Origin of the sequence: Shewanella insulae (assembly GCF_009831655.1) — a bacterium.
GTDB lineage: Bacteria > Pseudomonadota > Gammaproteobacteria > Enterobacterales > Shewanellaceae > Shewanella > Shewanella insulae.
Genome location: NZ_WRPA01000001.1, coordinates 491,072 through 507,836, shown reverse-complemented (window position 1 = coordinate 507,836; position 16,765 = coordinate 491,072). Strand labels below are relative to the sequence as shown.

Annotated in this window: 14 protein-coding genes and 2 tRNA genes; 9 read left to right on the top strand and 7 right to left on the bottom strand. The window is 52.6% G+C overall.

Annotated elements, in window-relative coordinates; genetic code table 11:
* Window positions 1-18: 18 nt before the first annotated feature.
* On the bottom strand, window positions 19-333 hold the full coding sequence (locus tag GNT65_RS02255; RefSeq protein ID WP_160793477.1) for a hypothetical protein: 315 nt from the start codon (window positions 331-333) through the stop codon (window positions 19-21).
* A 209-nt stretch (window positions 334-542) separates the two neighbouring features.
* On the opposite strand from GNT65_RS02255, the gene GNT65_RS02250 reads away from it, so the two are divergent.
* Both GNT65_RS02250 and GNT65_RS02245 read left to right on the top strand, forming a co-directional pair.
* Window positions 543-1,037: a putative 4-hydroxy-4-methyl-2-oxoglutarate aldolase gene (locus GNT65_RS02250; protein ID WP_160793476.1), complete on the top strand. Its 495-nt coding sequence runs from the start codon at window positions 543-545 to the stop codon at window positions 1,035-1,037.
* A 37-nt stretch (window positions 1,038-1,074) separates the two neighbouring features.
* Entirely contained in the window at window positions 1,075-2,919 is a 1,845-nt protein-coding gene (locus GNT65_RS02245) for an AsmA family protein (protein ID WP_160793475.1), read from the top strand.
* Between the two features lie 172 nt (window positions 2,920-3,091).
* On the opposite strand, the gene GNT65_RS02240 is transcribed toward GNT65_RS02245, so the two are convergent.
* Both GNT65_RS02240 and gloB read right to left on the bottom strand, forming a co-directional pair.
* Window positions 3,092-4,627, bottom strand: coding sequence for a LysM peptidoglycan-binding domain-containing protein (locus GNT65_RS02240; RefSeq protein ID WP_160793474.1), 1,536 nt, complete (start codon window positions 4,625-4,627; stop codon window positions 3,092-3,094).
* 99 nt (window positions 4,628-4,726) lie between these two features.
* Entirely contained in the window at window positions 4,727-5,506 is a 780-nt protein-coding gene (gene gloB / locus GNT65_RS02235) for a hydroxyacylglutathione hydrolase (RefSeq protein WP_160793473.1), read from the bottom strand.
* A gap of 137 nt (window positions 5,507-5,643) precedes the next feature.
* Between gloB and GNT65_RS02230 the strand changes: the two genes are divergently transcribed.
* Entirely contained in the window at window positions 5,644-6,351 is a 708-nt protein-coding gene (locus GNT65_RS02230) for a methyltransferase domain-containing protein (RefSeq protein ID WP_160793472.1), read from the top strand.
* Window positions 6,352-6,408: 57 nt separating this feature from the next.
* Here GNT65_RS02230 and rnhA read toward each other — a convergent pair whose 3' ends face one another.
* Window positions 6,409-6,885 carry a ribonuclease HI gene (gene rnhA / locus GNT65_RS02225; protein ID WP_160793471.1) on the bottom strand — a complete coding sequence of 159 codons (477 nt, stop codon included), beginning with the start codon at window positions 6,883-6,885 and terminating at the stop codon, window positions 6,409-6,411.
* A gap of 68 nt (window positions 6,886-6,953) precedes the next feature.
* Between rnhA and dnaQ the strand changes: the two genes are divergently transcribed.
* The 5 genes from dnaQ (at window position 6,954) to GNT65_RS02200 (ending at window position 11,644) form a co-directional block, all read left to right on the top strand.
* On the top strand, window positions 6,954-7,682 hold the full coding sequence (gene dnaQ, locus GNT65_RS02220) for a DNA polymerase III subunit epsilon (RefSeq protein WP_160793470.1): 729 nt from the start codon (window positions 6,954-6,956) through the stop codon (window positions 7,680-7,682).
* A gap of 10 nt (window positions 7,683-7,692) precedes the next feature.
* Window positions 7,693-9,015, top strand: a complete 1,323-nt coding sequence (locus tag GNT65_RS02215) for a TIGR03503 family protein (RefSeq protein WP_160793469.1) — start codon at window positions 7,693-7,695, stop codon at window positions 9,013-9,015.
* Window positions 9,016-9,132: 117 nt separating this feature from the next.
* Window positions 9,133-9,209: transfer RNA gene (locus tag GNT65_RS02210), tRNA-Asp, on the top strand.
* A 49-nt stretch (window positions 9,210-9,258) separates the two neighbouring features.
* Window positions 9,259-9,335 (top strand) — tRNA-Asp (locus GNT65_RS02205).
* A 422-nt stretch (window positions 9,336-9,757) separates the two neighbouring features.
* Entirely contained in the window at window positions 9,758-11,644 is a 1,887-nt protein-coding gene (locus tag GNT65_RS02200; RefSeq protein WP_160793468.1) for a cation:proton antiporter, read from the top strand.
* Window positions 11,645-11,763: 119 nt separating this feature from the next.
* Here the strand turns inward: GNT65_RS02200 and fadE are convergent, their stop codons facing one another.
* On the bottom strand, window positions 11,764-14,211 hold the full coding sequence (fadE, locus tag GNT65_RS02195) for an acyl-CoA dehydrogenase FadE (protein ID WP_160793467.1): 2,448 nt from the start codon (window positions 14,209-14,211) through the stop codon (window positions 11,764-11,766).
* A gap of 240 nt (window positions 14,212-14,451) precedes the next feature.
* Here fadE and GNT65_RS02190 point away from each other — a divergent pair, with 240 nt between their 5' ends.
* The gene (locus GNT65_RS02190; RefSeq protein WP_160793466.1) at window positions 14,452-15,237 is read left to right on the top strand and encodes a class II glutamine amidotransferase; all 786 of its coding nucleotides are present in this window, start codon (window positions 14,452-14,454) and stop codon (window positions 15,235-15,237) included.
* Window positions 15,238-15,380: 143 nt separating this feature from the next.
* Here the strand turns inward: GNT65_RS02190 and GNT65_RS02185 are convergent, their stop codons facing one another.
* The gene (locus GNT65_RS02185; RefSeq protein ID WP_244952077.1) at window positions 15,381-16,148 is read right to left on the bottom strand and encodes a DUF3108 domain-containing protein; all 768 of its coding nucleotides are present in this window, start codon (window positions 16,146-16,148) and stop codon (window positions 15,381-15,383) included.
* 47 nt (window positions 16,149-16,195) lie between these two features.
* Entirely contained in the window at window positions 16,196-16,522 is a 327-nt protein-coding gene (locus GNT65_RS02180; RefSeq protein ID WP_181006131.1) for an MGMT family protein, read from the bottom strand.
* Window positions 16,523-16,765 lie beyond the last annotated feature (243 nt).

The window sequence follows — 16,765 nt, the reverse complement described above, 5'->3', positions numbered from 1 at the left end:
GGTGGCAGGTTATAGGGGTTACTTTGCCTGTTGTTGCATGATCTCCAATACGCGATCGTAGGAGATACCATACTCGCGTGACAGGTTAATGACCTTAGTCTTATAAGTCTGAATATTTTCCTGGCGTGCGAGGTTGGCCTGTTCTTCATCAACGAGCTTGCCAACGACCTCTTGTAAGATCAGTAGTCTACGCAGATTAAAGTCTAATGATCTAAGATATTTCTCCATCTGCGCATGGGTACGGGCCTGGCTCAGTTCGCTGCTACGCTTTTGCTCGTAACCATATTCATCGAGGGCAGCCATTGCATCATGTAAATTGAGATGATCTGTCATTTTATTCCATTGTGTCCTGACCGATAGTCGCGAAGCTAGATCCGTGAGTTTGCCAGAAACTTAGTGTTATTATCTTGATGATTAAATCGCCAACCCATATTAGCGAAGGCACATTCTAAAACCGATCGAATTTAAATTCATCTAATTTTCATTTTATATTCGCCTTGTTATAGTAACTTAACTTTTCTTAGTTCTGCAGGGAGGCTGCAATGCTGGATCTACTGCCCGATCTCTTCGATCAATATGCAACAGAATTGTCCTTGTTAACGCCACATTATCGACAATTTGGCCAGAAGCGTATTTTCTGGGGAGAGGTGGTCACGGTTAAATGTTTCGAAGATAACTCCAAGGTGAAACAACTACTGGCTCAGCCCGGTGAGGGTAGAGTCTTGGTGGTAGACGGCGGCGGCTCTAATCGGCGTGCGCTGCTTGGTGACATGATAGCCCAGAGTGCGGTAGACAATGGCTGGAGTGGCATAGTGATCAACGGCTATGTGCGTGACGTCGGCGCCCTGGCGCAGATGCCCATTGGTATTCAAGCACTTGGGGCGAATCCAATCAAGACGGAAAAGCGGGATTTCGGCGATGTAAACGTTACGCTAGAGATAGATCGCGTTATAATTAAGCCAGGTATGATGCTTTATGCCGACGATAATGGCGTTGCTGTATCGTCAGAGCAGTTGGATCTCTCGCAACTGGCCTAACGGGCCTGTTGCTCACTCTTACCAGACGGAACCTGTTATGAAATTTGTTAAATGGCTATTCATAGTATTTGCCTCTCTTTTTCTATTATTGATCGCCTATCTCACGCTTATTTTTGATCCCAACGACTTTAAACCGCAAATTGTCGAGGCGGTTAAAAAGCAAACCGGACGAGAGCTGGTGATTAATCAAGATCTCAGCTGGACCTTCTTCCCCAGCATAGGTATCACTCTTGGCGATATCAGTCTCTCAAATCCTAATGGCTTCAAGCATGACACTATGCTCAAGGTCGACGGCATAGTGGCTGAGGTCGCATTGCTGCCGCTGCTTAGCAAAGAGGTGGAGATCGCCCAGCTAAATTTAGATGGCCTTACCCTAAACTTCGACAGCTATAAGAATGGCCGTAGCAGCATGGATGGTTTGACGTCCGGTGGCGAGAAGGCCGATAAGGCTAGCGATAAAACGGCTAGGGATGAATCTGCCCAGGGCAGCGTGCAGCTGAGCAGCCTGAATATCGGTGGCATAGCTATCACCAACACTCAGGTGAACCTCTACGATGAGGCGACGGGGAAAACCCAGGCGCTGGCACTAGCGTCATTAACGCTAGGTGAGTTCTCTCTGGGGCAGTTTGCCGATCTGGGTTACAAGTTTTCTATGACCCAGCCTGAGATGAAGCTTGCCAGTGAAGGTAAGGGGCAGATCAAGGTCGACCCGAGCCTGGCGAAGATAGCCATCAAGGATTTTGAGATTGAGAACAGCCTCGAAGGGGATACCATTCCCAATAAGCGTATGAACATCAACCTCACCACCCAGCTCGAGCTGGACAATAACGCTAAGACTATGGCGCTGGTGCTCTCTAGTCTGAATATCGAGCAGATTAAGGCCCAGGGTAAGCTGTCGGTTAATTATGGGGCTAAGGTGCCGGATGTGGTAGCCTCTATGAGCTTTGGCGATATCGATGTGACGCCCTTTATGGCAAAAGAGGACGGTGCCAAGGGCGAAGATAAGGCGGCAAAAGGTGAGGGCGCTGCTGCGGCCAAAGAGCCTGATCTTACCGGCATGAAGGCGGTTAATCTCAAGCTGGATCTCGATGCTAAGTCTGTCATTGCCGATAAGATAAAGACTGAAAACTGGCTGATGAAGCTAACGCTGAAAAACGGTGTGCTCAATGTCAGCGAGCTAAGCGCCGATCTCTATCAGGGTAAGTTGCTAGCCAGCGCTCAGCTCGATGGCCGTAAACCTGTGGCCAGCTATCGCTTTAACAAGAAGATCTCCGGCATCAAGGTGCGTCCCTTGCTGACCGATGCAGCCGAGGTCGACATGTTGGCCGGCACCACCAACTTCGAGGTGGCGGGTAGCGGTTTTAGCCTTATTCCGGACAACATCAAGCGTAACCTTAATGCTAAGGGACAATTTGAAGTGGCCGACGGCGCTCTGTACGGGGTGAACATTCCCCAGATGTTGCGTGACGCCAAGGCAAAACTCGCCGGTAACCTGAATGCGGCCTCTAGCGGTGAAAAGAAGACCGACTTCACCAGCCTGACTGGCAGTTTTACCATGGCCAAGGGAATAGTGAATAACCCGGATCTTAACATGGCCTCGCCATTGATCCGCCTGCAAGGCAAGGGCAATGTAAACTTGCTGTCTGAGGCAATCGATTACGCCCTTAAGACTTCGGTTGTAGGCTCGTTGGAGGGCCAGGGCGGCGCGGAGAAAGATGTGCTCTATGGTGTCGATATCCCCTTTGCTATCGGTGGCAGCATCAGTGAGCCTAAGTTCTCTCTGGATACGGCGGCTCTGTTTGATGCCAAGCTCAAGAAGGAAACCGAGAAGGCCACCGACGAGCTGAAAGACAAGCTGTTTAAGAAGCTAGGTGGCTTGTAATGCGCGGCTGTGATTGGCTGAGCCAAAAGGTCATTACCAAGTCAGCACGGATTGGCTTAACGATAGGATTGGCCTAACAACAAAAAAGCGATGCCTAGGCATCGCTTTTTTGTTTTCACTCATCGCCCCTAAAGGCGATCATCTATAAATCGGTAAGATTAAAACCGTATTATTAAACCCGAGACTTGGTCACATCCACGTAGAGCTTCAGTTTCTGTCCTGGCTGCAAGTATTTCTTGGTCGACAGGCTGTTCCACTTCACTAACTGACTTACGCTGACATTGAACTTACTGGCAATCTTCGCCAGGGAGTCTCCCGAACGCACCGTGTAGTTCACCGTACGGGTCACGGCTTTGCTGTCGCCCTTTTGCCAGATCACCAGTTTCTGACCGATAGAAAGGGTATCTTTAGGCGCCATGCCGTTCCACTTGGCGAGTTTTGATACGCTTACCTTGTGATGTTTGGCGATCAACCAGAGTGAATCACCGGATTTCACCTTGTAGGTCATCTTATAGCCGCTGCCGCCTGACTGACGCTTCTGCAGGCGTTGATCGGCCGATAGCAGATATTTCGCCGGATCCTTGGAGGAAACCGGGATCAACAGATGCTTACCGGCGATGATACGGTTGCCCTTGATGTCGTTTACCGCGCGAAGAGCCGAGGGTGTGGTGTTAAAGCGTTTGGCAATTAGCCCCAGGCTATCGCCTGACTTGATCTTGTAACGCTGCCACTTGAGACGCTGGTCTTTGTCGCTGGCGGCCAACTTAGTTTCAAAAAGCTCGGCATGTTCCAGCGGCACCACCAGACGGTGTGGCCCCTCGGGCGCCGTGGCCCATTGATTAAAGCCTGGGTTGAGCGAGTGTAGCTCGTTGAGCTTCATTCCTGCCATGTCGGCGGCCAGAGCCAGATCGATCTGACTGCCCACGTCGACAACCTTTAGCTGTGGCTGATTGGGGATGGGATAGAGGGAGATGCCATAATCATCGGCGTTGGCTATTACATCGGCCAGTGCCAGTAGCTGAGGCACGTAACGCTCGGTTTCTCGTGGCAGATCCAGCGCCCAGAAGTCGGTTGCCAGCCCTTTAGCCTGATTGCGCTTTACGGCATTGAGTACCCGGCCTTCGCCTGTGTTATAGGCGGCGATGGCGTACAGCCAGTTGTTGTTTGTCTTTCGGTATAGGTACTCCATCATATCCAGCGCGGCAACGGTGGCGGCGGGCACATCGCGGCGACCGTCGTACCACCAGTTCATCTCAAGGCCAAAGTGTTTGGCCATAGGGCTGGTAAACTGCCACAGGCCCGAGGCGGCGCCATGGGAGTAGGCGAAAGGATCGAAGGCGCTCTCAACGATAGGCAGCAGCGCCAACTCTATAGGCAGGTTGCGCTTCTCTATCTCCTCGACGATCAGGTACATGAAGGGTTCGGCGCGTTCCGATACCCTGGCCAGATGCTGTGGATGCTTGAGATACCAGTTACGATACTGATTGACCAGTTTCTGATCCGGTACCGGCAGGCTTAGGCTCAGGCGAATACGTTGCCACACATCTGTGATCTTGATCGGCTCAGGCTCAACGGGAGCGGTAACTTGAGGCTCGACAACCACCGGCGCTGTGGTGATCGTCGGCGCAGCCGGTTCCGGCTGGGTAAAGGTTTGACAGCCTGCAAGCAGGGAGAGTCCCCCTGCGACCAGGACAATGGGTAAGCGCATCGACAATTATTCCTTACTTTTTGGGTCCCTCTCGGCGAAGCGGCAAGCTTAAGGCTGGCTCGGCGGGGACTTAATTAGCGCGCCATTGTATAGGAATAATCAGAAGTTGTCCTTCCATTGACGCAGAAGCGTGAAACTGGTGTCGTTATCTGTCACATGCTGAGCGAAATGATGGCCCAGTTTCTGCCTGATGGCGTCTTGGTCGACGCGCAGGAAGGGGTTGATCTGTTTCTCCAGTCCAATGCTGGAGGGCAGACTCGGAAGATTCTGGTCACGAAGCTGTTTGACCATGGCGGCGTGGCTGACAAGCGCCTCGTTGTGTTCCTCTACTGTTAGGGCAAATGCCAGATTCGCCTGGGTATATTCATGGGCGGGGTAGACTAGGGTGGTGTCGTCGAGCTGCGCTAAGATCTGTAGGGAATGGCGCATCTGGGCGGGCGTGCCCTCAAACAGTCGACCACAGCCTGCGCTAAACAGGGTATCGCCACAGAACAGATGATCGTCAATCAGGTAGGCGATATGCCCAAGCGTGTGGCCGGGGAGGTGAAAAATCTTGGCCTCACCATCTAGCTTTTCTGGCTTAACCGATACAGTCTGCCCCGAGATGGGGTGATTGATCCCTTTGATATTCTCGTTGTCCGGTCCATACACGGTGAGCTTATGGTCATGCATCGCCTGTAACTGCTCGATACCGCCCGTGTGATCGCCGTGATGATGGGTGATCAGGATCCCGTCCAGCACTATCTGATGTTGCTTGAGATAGTCGAGTACCGCCTGGGCGTCGCCTGGATCGACCACATAAAGGCCATGGTTCTCTTCTGCTTGGATCAACCAGATGTAATTGTCGTCAAAGGCGGGAATAGGGGTAACAGAATGCATACTTGTTTCTCATCGGAATTGGGTGACACAGGATTAGTTTACTGACCAAAGCGGTTGCGTGTATAGCGCTTTAGGGATTTAATACTAAAATAGTCAAACCCTTGGCAAATAGGAAAATTTGAATCGCGGAGTGCCCAGTGTCCCTGAATGTGATCAAACCCCAGGCTTGGCAGGATTTACCCAACGGCTTATGGCTGCAAGAGGCCATCGAGGATAAGCTGATGCCCTGGTGGCCCAAGGTCTTTGGCTACCATATGCTGAGCATGGGGCCACTCAGTCACGCCCTGGAGAAGCCCAATTTGCCGATAGGTCGAGAGTTCTCCCTGTGCGAGACCGCCCTGTGTTGCCTGCAGGGAGAGTATTCACGCCTACCCATACAGAATGGGGTGATCGATGCTGTGGTCTGCTCTATGTTGCTCGATTTCGAAGCCAACCCCTATAGCGTGCTACGGGAAACCGACAGGGTGCTTATCTCAGGTGGCTATCTGTTTATCATAGGTTTTAACCCCTTGAGCCCAGCCTTCTTAGGTAAGATGCTTCCCAGCCGTCAGGAGAAACTTCCCTGGAGTGGCCGTTTCTTTACCCCAGCGAGGGTAAAGGATTGGCTGGGGCTGTTGGGGTATCAGGTGGTGGGGGATGAGCGCCTGGTTTATCATCACCTGCTTAGTGAGATCCATGGCGATTCTATCTGGCAGCATGCGCTGCAGGCCTGGCTGCCCGGTAGTGGCAGCGTCTATATCTTGGTGGCCCGTAAGCTAGATTCGCCCTTGACGCCTATCATGGATAGGCAGAAGGTGCGTCAGCCTAAGTGGTCGACTGCGCCGACGGCAGGGCGGGTCAAGTAGTTCAGGTCTAAGTAATTAGGCCTAAGTAATTGGGTCTAAGTAATTAGCCGTCAACTGTTAGTCCTTGGGTTGATAACCGGTATCGACCGCGCTCGGACTGGCCTCGGCGGCCTCTCGCGCCAGGGTATCGCAGCGCTCATTCTCTATATGCCCCGCATGGCCCTTCACCCAACGCCAGTCTATCTTGTGCTGATTGGTTGCAGCATCCAGGCGCTGCCAGAGGTCGACATTTTTAACCGGTTCCTTGGCGGCTGTGAGCCAGCCGCGCTTCTTCCAGCCATGGATCCATTGGGTGATCCCCTGACGCATATATTGGCTGTCGCTGGTGAGAACGATCTGACAGGGCTCCTTGAGCGCCTCCAGTGCCATGATGGGAGCCAAGAGTTCCATACGGTTGTTGGTGGTCAGGGCAAAGCCGCCGCTGAGTTCCTTTACGTGGGCCTTATATTTCATCACCACGCCATAGCCGCCGGGTCCAGGATTGCCCAGGCAAGAACCATCGGTAAAGATTAAGAGTTGTTTCAGTCCGTGCATCAAGTTGCTACCATAGCCAAATAGGACTGCAGTATACCCAATATTTTTTTGTAAAAGCGTGTAATTATATGAATATTATCTCCAATGCTAAGCGCCAAGTGATTCTCGATACCGAAACCACGGGTATGAACCAGGGGGCCGGTGCCGTCTATTTTGGCCATCGTATTATCGAGATAGGCTGTGTCGAGGTGGTTAACCGTAAGCTAACCGGCCGCCATTTTCACGAATATATCAATCCGATGCAGGCGATCGACGAAGAGGCGATCACAGTACACGGCATCACCAATGAATTTGTGGCCGATAAGCCTGTCTTTGCCCAGATAGCCCCGGCCTTCCTCGAATTTATCGACGGCGCCGAGATTGTGGCACATAACGCGAACTTCGACGTGAGCTTCATGGATCACGAGTTTTCCCTGCTCACGCCTAAGGGCCCCAAGACCACAGATATCTGTCAGGTGCTGGACTCGCTGGAGATTGCTAAGTTTCTCCATCCAGGCCAGAAGAACAACCTGGATGCCCTGTGTAAGCGTTATGGCATAGATAACTCGCGCCGAGAACTCCACGGCGCATTGTTGGATGCCGAGATCCTGGCCGATGTTTATCTCATCATGACGGGTGGGCAAACCAAGTTTGAACTCTCGAACGAGAAGCCGGGGCAGGAGAGTGGCGGCATCATACGTCTTGCAAATAATCGTCCAAATCTTAAAGTGATCGGCGCATCGGCCGATGAACTGAATATGCACGAGCAAAGATTAGATTTAGTCGAAAAATCAGGACAATGTATTTGGCGAGGATAAACGTCATCCTATGAAAAATTGGCTGCTGCGCGCGATTTTCACCTCAGGATTATTGCTGCTTTCTTGGAATGCCACGGCCCAGGTTGTGCCTTCTTCTCAGGCGAGCGAGCTTAAAAATCGTTTCCGAATCGATCATATGGTCGATGAGCTGACCCTGTTTGTACAGCGCGAATTTGGCAGCGCGCCTGTCATCATAGTACGCCCAGATGGGAGTAAGTGGTACGTCTCCCGCCATCCAGAGTCGGTGCAGTGGGTAGATGGCCTGAGCGGCGACATCATCACCATAAAGTCGCCCATGCCAGGGCCTTGGCAGCTGCTGGGAAAGGTCGCCGAGGGATCTAAAATCGATAAGATCTCTAAGCTGGGCATTGAGGTCGACCCCATGCCACAGCCTTTGTATCAGGGGGAGAGAATTAAGATCACCGCCAAACTACTGGGTGACGAGCAGCGCATGCGTATGCCGGGGCTGGATTATCTGGTGGATTGGACGGCAAAATTTATCAGTGAGCACAGGCCCGGTGATGAGAACTTTGCCGCCGGTACCTTGATTGTCGGCAGTTATAAGGACAACGGCGAAGGTTTAGACGGCGCACCCGACGATGGCATCTTTACCGCGGATATCAATCTCAACCAGCCTTGGGGCCATTATCGTTTCCTGGTGACCGCGAAAAATAGCGTCTTTAGCCGTGAGGTCGGCGGTGACATAGTGCTCTTGCCTATGCCGGTTTCCCTGTCTGTCATCGCCCCAGAGGACCACTTAAAAGGGCGCTGGCAGGTGGAGGTGCTTGTCGACGATGAACAGCTAGAGATAGACAACACCCACTTCGAATTTGAGTTAGTCGGTCCCGCCGGCCTGCAGTTAAATTTACCCGTGCAGAGCATTAGCGATAAGCGCATGCTGTTAACCTTGCCACAGGTGTCTGAGTTTGGTAGCTACCGTATCAAGGGGATTGCTGCGGCTACCACAGTCTCAGGTAGGGAAGTGCTACTCACCTTGCCTGAGAAGTTCTTTAACCTAGTACCACCGCCAGAGCCGCCGCCAACGGCGGAAGAGTTAGCGGCAATCGCGGCCAAGAAGGCGGCTATTGCGGAGGCCAAAGCCAAGGATGATGCCATGTTCTGGATCATCACCATTAATCTGAGTCTATTGATACTGGGAACTATAGCGCTGCTGGTGTGGCGCAAACGGCAAAACCTCAAGCAGGCGCTGGCGGTGACCGCGGCTCGATTAGAAGAGGAGAGGGCCAAGGAGGTTGGGCCGACCCTGGATGAGATCGATCTGACTATGCCGGAAGAGGGCGAGCTAAATGCGCCCGCACCGGATAAAAGCTAGTCGCTTTTATTGATTAACCAGGCTTGTTTGGCGAATTTTTAACTGATTAGTTTGTTTCAGGAAAAAAGTTATTGACGGGACTAGGTCGCCTAAGTATTATCCTTCGCAACTTGATGTGGAGCGGTAGTTCAGTTGGTTAGAATACCGGCCTGTCACGCCGGGGGTCGCGGGTTCGAGTCCCGTCCGCTCCGCCAGTCAAGTGCCTAATTTTGATGGAATGCCAAGGCGTTTTATCCGAGTTTAGGAGCGGTAGTTCAGTTGGTTAGAATACCGGCCTGTCACGCCGGGGGTCGCGGGTTCGAGTCCCGTCCGCTCCGCCAACTACATTGAAGCCTCGTCAGCAATGACGGGGCTTTTTTGTATCTGTTATCCTTTGCGAAGTATTAGTCGCAGGTCGGAAGAAACTTTGGGTAAGCGCGGTAGTTCAGTTGGTTAGCGCTCTTGAAAGCATGGCGGCCTGTCATGCCGGTGACGAGGGCTTAAGTCCCGTCCGCTCCGCCAACTACATTGAAGCCTCGTCAGTTATGATGGGGCTTTTTTGTGTTCAATGGACTCATCTCTTCGCTTACCCTTCATCCTGTGCGTTGCCTACGCCGAGCTATACATTTGAGCTGATGGTGTTATCTTGCAAGCAAAGGGAGAACGGCGCGCTAGTTAGTCGTGGGTCTTGGCTATACTCATGTTACTCATTTCGGCGAGTTTACCAAGGCTAAGTTGTTTTAGGTCTGATAAGGATAAAAAGATGGTAGAAGAGATCACGGCCATGTTGGGGTTAGTGGGGATCTTGTCAATTGTGTGCCAGTGGCTCGGCTGGCGGCTGCGATTACCGGCGATACTCCCTCTGTTGATCTGTGGTCTGCTTGTGGGGCCAGTGTTTAATCTATTGGATCCCGATGCGATATTTGGCGATCTCCTGTTTCCTGTAATCTCTCTCGGTGTGGCGGTGATCCTGTTCGAAGGCGCGCTGACGCTCAATTTTTCCGAGATCCGTGAACATGGGCGCATGGTAAGCCATCTGGTGTCGCTCGGCACCTTGATCACCTGGCTGTGTATTGGCATTGCGACCCACTTCATCATGGATTTCTCCTGGCAGCTGGCCATGTTGTTTGGCGCGCTGGTGGTGGTTACGGGCCCGACGGTGATCGTGCCCATGCTGCGCAGTATCAAGCCTAAGTTACAACTGGCCAGCATATTACGCTGGGAAGGGATAGTGATCGACCCCATAGGCGCCTTATTGGCTGTACTAGTGTTTGAATACCTCACGGTGGCCGCCGAGCCCGCCAGTCATGTGCTGCTCTCTCTTTTCTCCATGTTAGGTGTTGGCCTAGGGCTTGGCGCCCTGTTTGGTTACGGCATAGGGGTGATGCTGCGCCGCGCCTGGGTACCACACTATCTTAAAAATACGGCGGTACTCACCATCATGTTGGGCGCCTTTGTCGCCTCTAACCTGCTGCAGGAAGAATCAGGCCTGCTTACCGTGACTGTGATGGGGATCTGGCTGGCGAATATGCGCGGCGTGGATATTGGCGAGATCATCGAGTTTAAAGAGACGTTAACCGTACTCTTTATCTCAGGCCTGTTTATTCTGCTGGCGGCCAGGTTAGATTCAACGGCCTTGATGCAACTGGGCTGGCAGGGGCTGGTGCTTTTGCTCGTGGTGATGTTCATCGCCAGACCTTTGAGTGTCTGGTGCTGCGCCGTGGGTACTTCTCTGCCTAGGGCGGATAAGTGGTTTCTAAGTTGGGTGGCGCCTCGGGGGATAGTCGCTGCGGCGGTATCTTCGCTGTTTGCCATCAAGCTTGAGCGCCTCGGGGTGGCCGGCGCCGATAAGATAGTGCCTCTGGTATTTCTTATCATCATAGGGACGGTAGTGACCCAGAGCCTCACGGCCGGTGCCTGGGCAAGGTTTTTAGGTGTAAAGGCGGGCTCGGCTCAGGGGCTGCTTATTTTCGGCGCATCCGCCTTTGCCAGGGAACTGGCTAAGGTACTGATTAAAAAGAGCGTGCCTGTCGTTTTGGCCGACAACAACTGGGATAATATACGCCTGTCGCGTATGGACAATATTCCTGTGTATTTTGGTAATCCCGCCTCTGAGCATGCCGACAATGCGCTGGATATGACTGGTGTGGGTCGTCTCCTGGTCTTGTCTCCCTATCGTCAGCTCAATCCACTGGTGACTTTTCATTTTCAGGATATTCTCGGCAAAAATAAGGTGTTTGGCCTGGGAAGCGGTGAAGGCAACAGCGCCCGTCATCAGCTATCTGAGTCCTATCTCGAACGTCTCTGCCTGTTTGGTGATAATGTCACCTATGCAAGGCTCGCCAGTACCATGGCCAAAGGCGGCAAGATAAAGAGCACCAATCTGACGGAAAGCTTTACCTTCGCCGATTTCAAGCAGCGTTATGGCGAAGGTGCCTTGCCGCTTATCTATCTACAAGAGGGCAAGGTGAAGCTTATCACACAGGCGGTCGACGACTTGCCCGTGGGCATTGAGCTTATTAGTCTCTTGTCAGAAGAAGCCTTAACTGAGGCGCAGCTAGCCGATGAGAAGAAGTCATCGACAGAACCTGTCGAAGCTGGTGAGTGTGAAGCTTCTGGATTAACGGCTAACGATAAAGCGGCAGGCTGACTAGGTTTCGGCTCTTACCGGTTGAATATTACCGGTTGAATATTAGAGTGGGCAGCTTGAGGAGATAAAAAAGGAGGCGATAGCCTCCTTTTAGTTGATGTTAAGCTTGCGCCAATTGCTTAGGCAGCTTGATGCTGGGTCTCATCACTTAAGGTTTGCGCCCTGAGCTCAGCAGGGTCGAAGTCATCGACGTTAATCGACTTCATGCGGCCTACTTCAGCGCGCTCAAGCAGTGCGACTTCCTCTTCACTCAAGATCCCCAGGGCCTTGCCTTCGGCGGCTAGTTTATCCAGCCACATGAAGGGGTGACGCTTACCCGTTGCCTTGCAGATCTTATCGTGCAGCGGTTCACAGGCCAGAATATCTTTGAAGGTTTGCTCCTGGATACCGACGGCATTGAACGGCGACGGCGTCCAGAATTGGCCTTTACCCAGACGATCACGGCTGGCACAAGGGGTTTGCATGATCTTAGCCACCTTATGGTCCAGAATATCGCTAGGACGCTTCAGTGGACGACCAAATGGGAAGAGGATGACTCTCAGCACGCGGCCCAGTCCCATGGGGAAGTTGTTGAGCAGATCGTCCAGTGAGTCTTGCAGCTTGTAGAGGGCGTCTTCTACGGCCCATTGTACCAGCGCAAGATCTTCAGTTTGACGGCCTTCGTCCTGATAACGCTTCAGGGTGGCCGAGGCCAGGTAGAGCTGACTCAAGAGATCGCCCAGGCGCGCCGAGACACGCTCCTTGCGCTTGAGGCTACCCCCCAGGGTTGCCATGGCCAGGTCTGACAGCAGAGCCAGGTTGGCGCTGAAACGGTTCATGTGTTGGTAGTAACGCTTGGTCTTATCCTTGTGTGGACTGTTCGAGAAGTAGCTCGAGGTCAATCCCAGCCAGAAGCTGCGCACCAGGTTGCTGGTGGTGAAGCCAATATGGCCAAACAGGGCAGAGTCAAAATCGTTTAGCGCCTTATTTGGATCAGGATCGAATGCCGCCTCCATCTCTGCCAGTACGTAAGGGTGACAACGGATCGCGCCTTGTCCATAGATGATCATCGAGCGGGTGAGGATGTTGGCGCCTTCGACGGTAATGGCGATAGGTGCCGCCTGATAGCCGCGGCCCAGGTAGTTATTTTCACCAAGACATACCCCTTTACCACCGTGAATGTCCATGGCGTCGATGACACACTTCTGCATTCTGTCGGTCAGGTGATATTTGACGATGGCTGAGATCACCGAAGGCTTCTCGCCCAGATCGATACCTGTGGTCGTCAGGGTTGTGACCGCATCCATCAGGTAGGCGTTGCCGCCGATGCGGGCCATCGGCTCTTCGATGCCTTCCAGCTTACCGATAGGCAGCTTGAATTGACGACGAATGCGGGCGTAGGCCCCTGTAGCCACGGCCGCGGTTTTGATGCCGCCAGCAGAGTTAGAGGGCAGGGTGATGCCGCGACCAACCGAGAGACACTCGACCAGCATGCGCCAGCCCTGACCAGCCATCTCAGGGCCACCTATGATGAAGTCCAGGGGAACGAACACTTCGTTACCGCGTGTCGGGCCGTTTTGGAACATACAGTTAAGCGGGAAGTGACGACGACCGGTTTCTACGCCTGGCACATCCGTTGGGATCAGGGCGCAGGTGATGCCTAGATCTTCCTTGTCGCCCAAGAGCTTGTCGGGATCTTGCAGCTTAAATGCCAGACCCAGTACGGTAGCAACCGGGGCCAGGGTGATATAGCGCTTGTTCCAGGTCAGCTTCATCCCCAGTACTTCTTCGCCTTGCCACTGGCCCTTACAGACGATACCAAAGTCAGGGATAGCGCCGGCATCCGAACCTGCCTCCGGACTGGTGAGGGCGAAACAGGGCACTTCCAGGCCCTTGGCCAGGCGGGGCAGATAATGATCTTGCTGCGCCGGGGTGCCATAGTGCTGTAGCAGCTCACCAGGGCCTAAAGAGTTAGGCACGCCAACGGTGGAGGCCAGCTCGCTGCTAACGCCTGCCAGCTTCTGCAGTACGCGAGACTGGGCATAGGCTGAGAATTCCAGACCGCCATATTTCTTCTTGATGATCATGGCGAAGAAGCCGTTGTCTTTGAGGTATTGCCAGATAGACTCCGGCAGATCGCCGAGTTGGTGAGAAACCTGATGCTGGTTGAGCATCTTACACACTTCCTCAACCGGGCCATCGATGAAGGCCTGCTCTTCGGCGGTTAGGCGGGCGACCGGATAGTTATGTAGCTTCTTCCAGTTGGGCTTGCCGGCAAAGAGATCCGCTTCCCACCAGGTGGTACCGGCTTCGATCGCTTCTCTTTCGGTAGAAGACATCTCCGGCATGATCCCTTTGTAGAGTTTCAGCAGCGGACGGGTGATCACGCTTTTTCTGAAGGCGCCTATGTTAATCGGCAGGGCGATGGCCAGGAAGACCAGCCAGGCAAGGGGGGAAATGCTCGCGGTTGCCGTACCCAATGCCATCACGATAGCCGCGACGATGGTTGAGGTCAGCAGGGATACTCTTAGGTAGGCTAAGGCGCCTAACGCAAAGAGCATCACAAAAATCCAAAGTAAGCTAGTCACGATAATTCTCCTTCAATAGCGACCGAAAGCTGCTCTATGTCAGCATTTTTTATATGACCGTTCTCACAATTATAGATGCTGGTCAGACCTGTGTCGCATAAAATCTAACCCCATGTCGGGTTTTATACAAGCCTTTTTCAAACAATTGTTTAACTTTTTTGTTTCGGTGAGGATTCCACAAATCAGGTCAAGTCGTTAGAATTAATGAAGATAAGCAATTTAGAGTGAAGGTGTCTGTTTATGTGTGAGTTGCTGGCCATGAGTGCCAATGTGCCCACGGATATCGTATTTAGTTTTACCGGGCTGGCAGAACGTGGTGGCGTCACCGGGCCTCATGTCGATGGTTGGGGGATCACCTTCTATGAGGGCAAGGGGAGCCGCACCTTTAAGGATGCCTGCCCCAGCAGTCAGTCCCATGTGGCGCAGTTGATCAAATCTTATCCCATCAAGAGTGAGGTGGTGGTGAGCCATATCCGCCAGGCCAATCGTGGCTGTGTGTCGCTGGAAAACACCCATCCCTTTACCCGTGAGCTGTGGGGACGTTACTGGACCTATGCCCATAATGGTCAGCTCAGCGATTATCAGCAAAAATTTGTGGTGCGGCGTTATCAGCCGGTGGGTGATACCGATAGCGAACTGGCGTTTTGCTGGATTCTTGAGAAGGTGGTGGAACGCTTCGGCGACCAGGCGCCAGCGGATCTCTTGCCCGTGTATCAGTTTATCGCCACCCTGGCCGATGAGATCCGTGCCCTGGGCGTGTTTAACATGATCTTAAGTGATGGTGAGCATCTGATGAGCTATTGCAGCAATAATCTTTGCCATATTACCCGCCGCGCCCCCTTCGGCAAGGCCAAGCTTATCGATACCGATGTGGTGATCGATTTCGATAAGGAGACCACGCCTAACGATATCGTCACCGTCATCGCGACTAGGCCGCTGACCGATAATGAAAACTGGCACATCTTACAGCCCGGTGAGTGGAAGCTGTTTGCCCGGGGTGAGATCCTTTTAGGTCAAGAGGGCTAATGTTAATAGGCGTTAAGCTAAGCAGGCGACTCGTTGTAAACCTTAATAAAGAGAAGGGGCCTTTGGCCCCTTTATTGATTCTGATATTCAGATGCAATATTGAGATTGTTGGTGACGTGAAGTTCAGGAAGTCAGTGGTATCACTAGGGCTGAATCTGGGCTTGTTTGTCGGCAGAGACTTTCGGTTGCTCTGTGGCTTGTCCATTGTTCTGCGCCATGGCTGGCGCGCTGTAATGATAGTTCAGCAGGGTGATATCCAGTTGCTTGCTGCCCTTCTCGAAGTGGGTGAGCCTGACTGGCAGATAACCGAGTTCGGGTGACATCCAGAAAAAGGTTTGGCGTTTATCATTGTCTCTTACCACCTCTATCTTGACCGTCTCATAGGTGCCGCTCGAGATCACCATGCGCTCCTTGCTAACGACCTTAAAGTCATATTCATCTATCTCGCCACTCTTGAGCATCTTGTAGTGCAGTTTATCGCTACCCTTCATGATATCGAGCCTAAACTGTAGCTGAACCATCAGGGGATCGAAGAGATCTGTGGTGTAAGGAAATTTAGCCCGCTCATCCTTGTAGCGGCTGTGCACCAGCTCCTGATCCAGTACATAGGCGGATTGCTCCTGATAGTCAGAGCCGGTACCGCTACGGTTGTGATTATAGCGCATGGGGATCAGCTGCTCTCCCTCTCTGCTGAAGGTGCTGGTGACGGTGCGTTTGTCCCATAGCATCAAGAGGCTGACATCACTATCGAAACGGTATTGGTATAAGTTGCCCTGAGGCGCCGGCAGTTGATAGCGCGCCTTCCCCAGCTCTATACTGCCGTAGTTCACCTGATACTCGGCGGTGTGGGGGGTCAAGGGGTATTCATCGGCCTGCGCGGTGAGGGCGACTGCACATAAAGATGAAATCATGAATGCAGATTTGAATATCGACAAGGCCTTCTCCCGGTAACAGTAGGTTAAAAGGGTAATGCAAACACTAGGGTCGCCAGATCCGGCTGCCACTCATACTTGGACAGCTTAACTCTACCTCGGTTCACTTCTATTGCTTCACTTCTTAATTTCTGCATCTGCTCGATAAAATGGGGACTGGTCTCGGGAAAGGCTATTTTGCCTTGGCTGTTGATCACCCTATGCCAGGGGAGCTGCAATGCATCGGGCGCCATTTTCAGAGCACGGGAAACATAACGTGCCCGCCCGGGAAGCCCCGCGAGATCCGCTATCTTGCCATAGGAGCTGACATGCCCCTCGGGGATCAGGGCAACCACATGCCATATCTTGGCCATGGGCGATAGTTGTGTCTGATTCACATTTACTCCATCTCTATTTCAAGGGTGACGGTTTGAAGTCATGCATAGCCAAGAGCATGCTTAAGACGGCCTTGAGCCAGATTCCATCGTCACTGGCTCTTTTCTGATAGTAAACCAGTTTTTGCGTAATATCTAAGGTTTAAGGTGGGGAGAGGCGATAGGCAGGTCCGCATATAGAAGACCTGCCTATTCATTTGGCAGGGGTTAACTTGTGCCTGT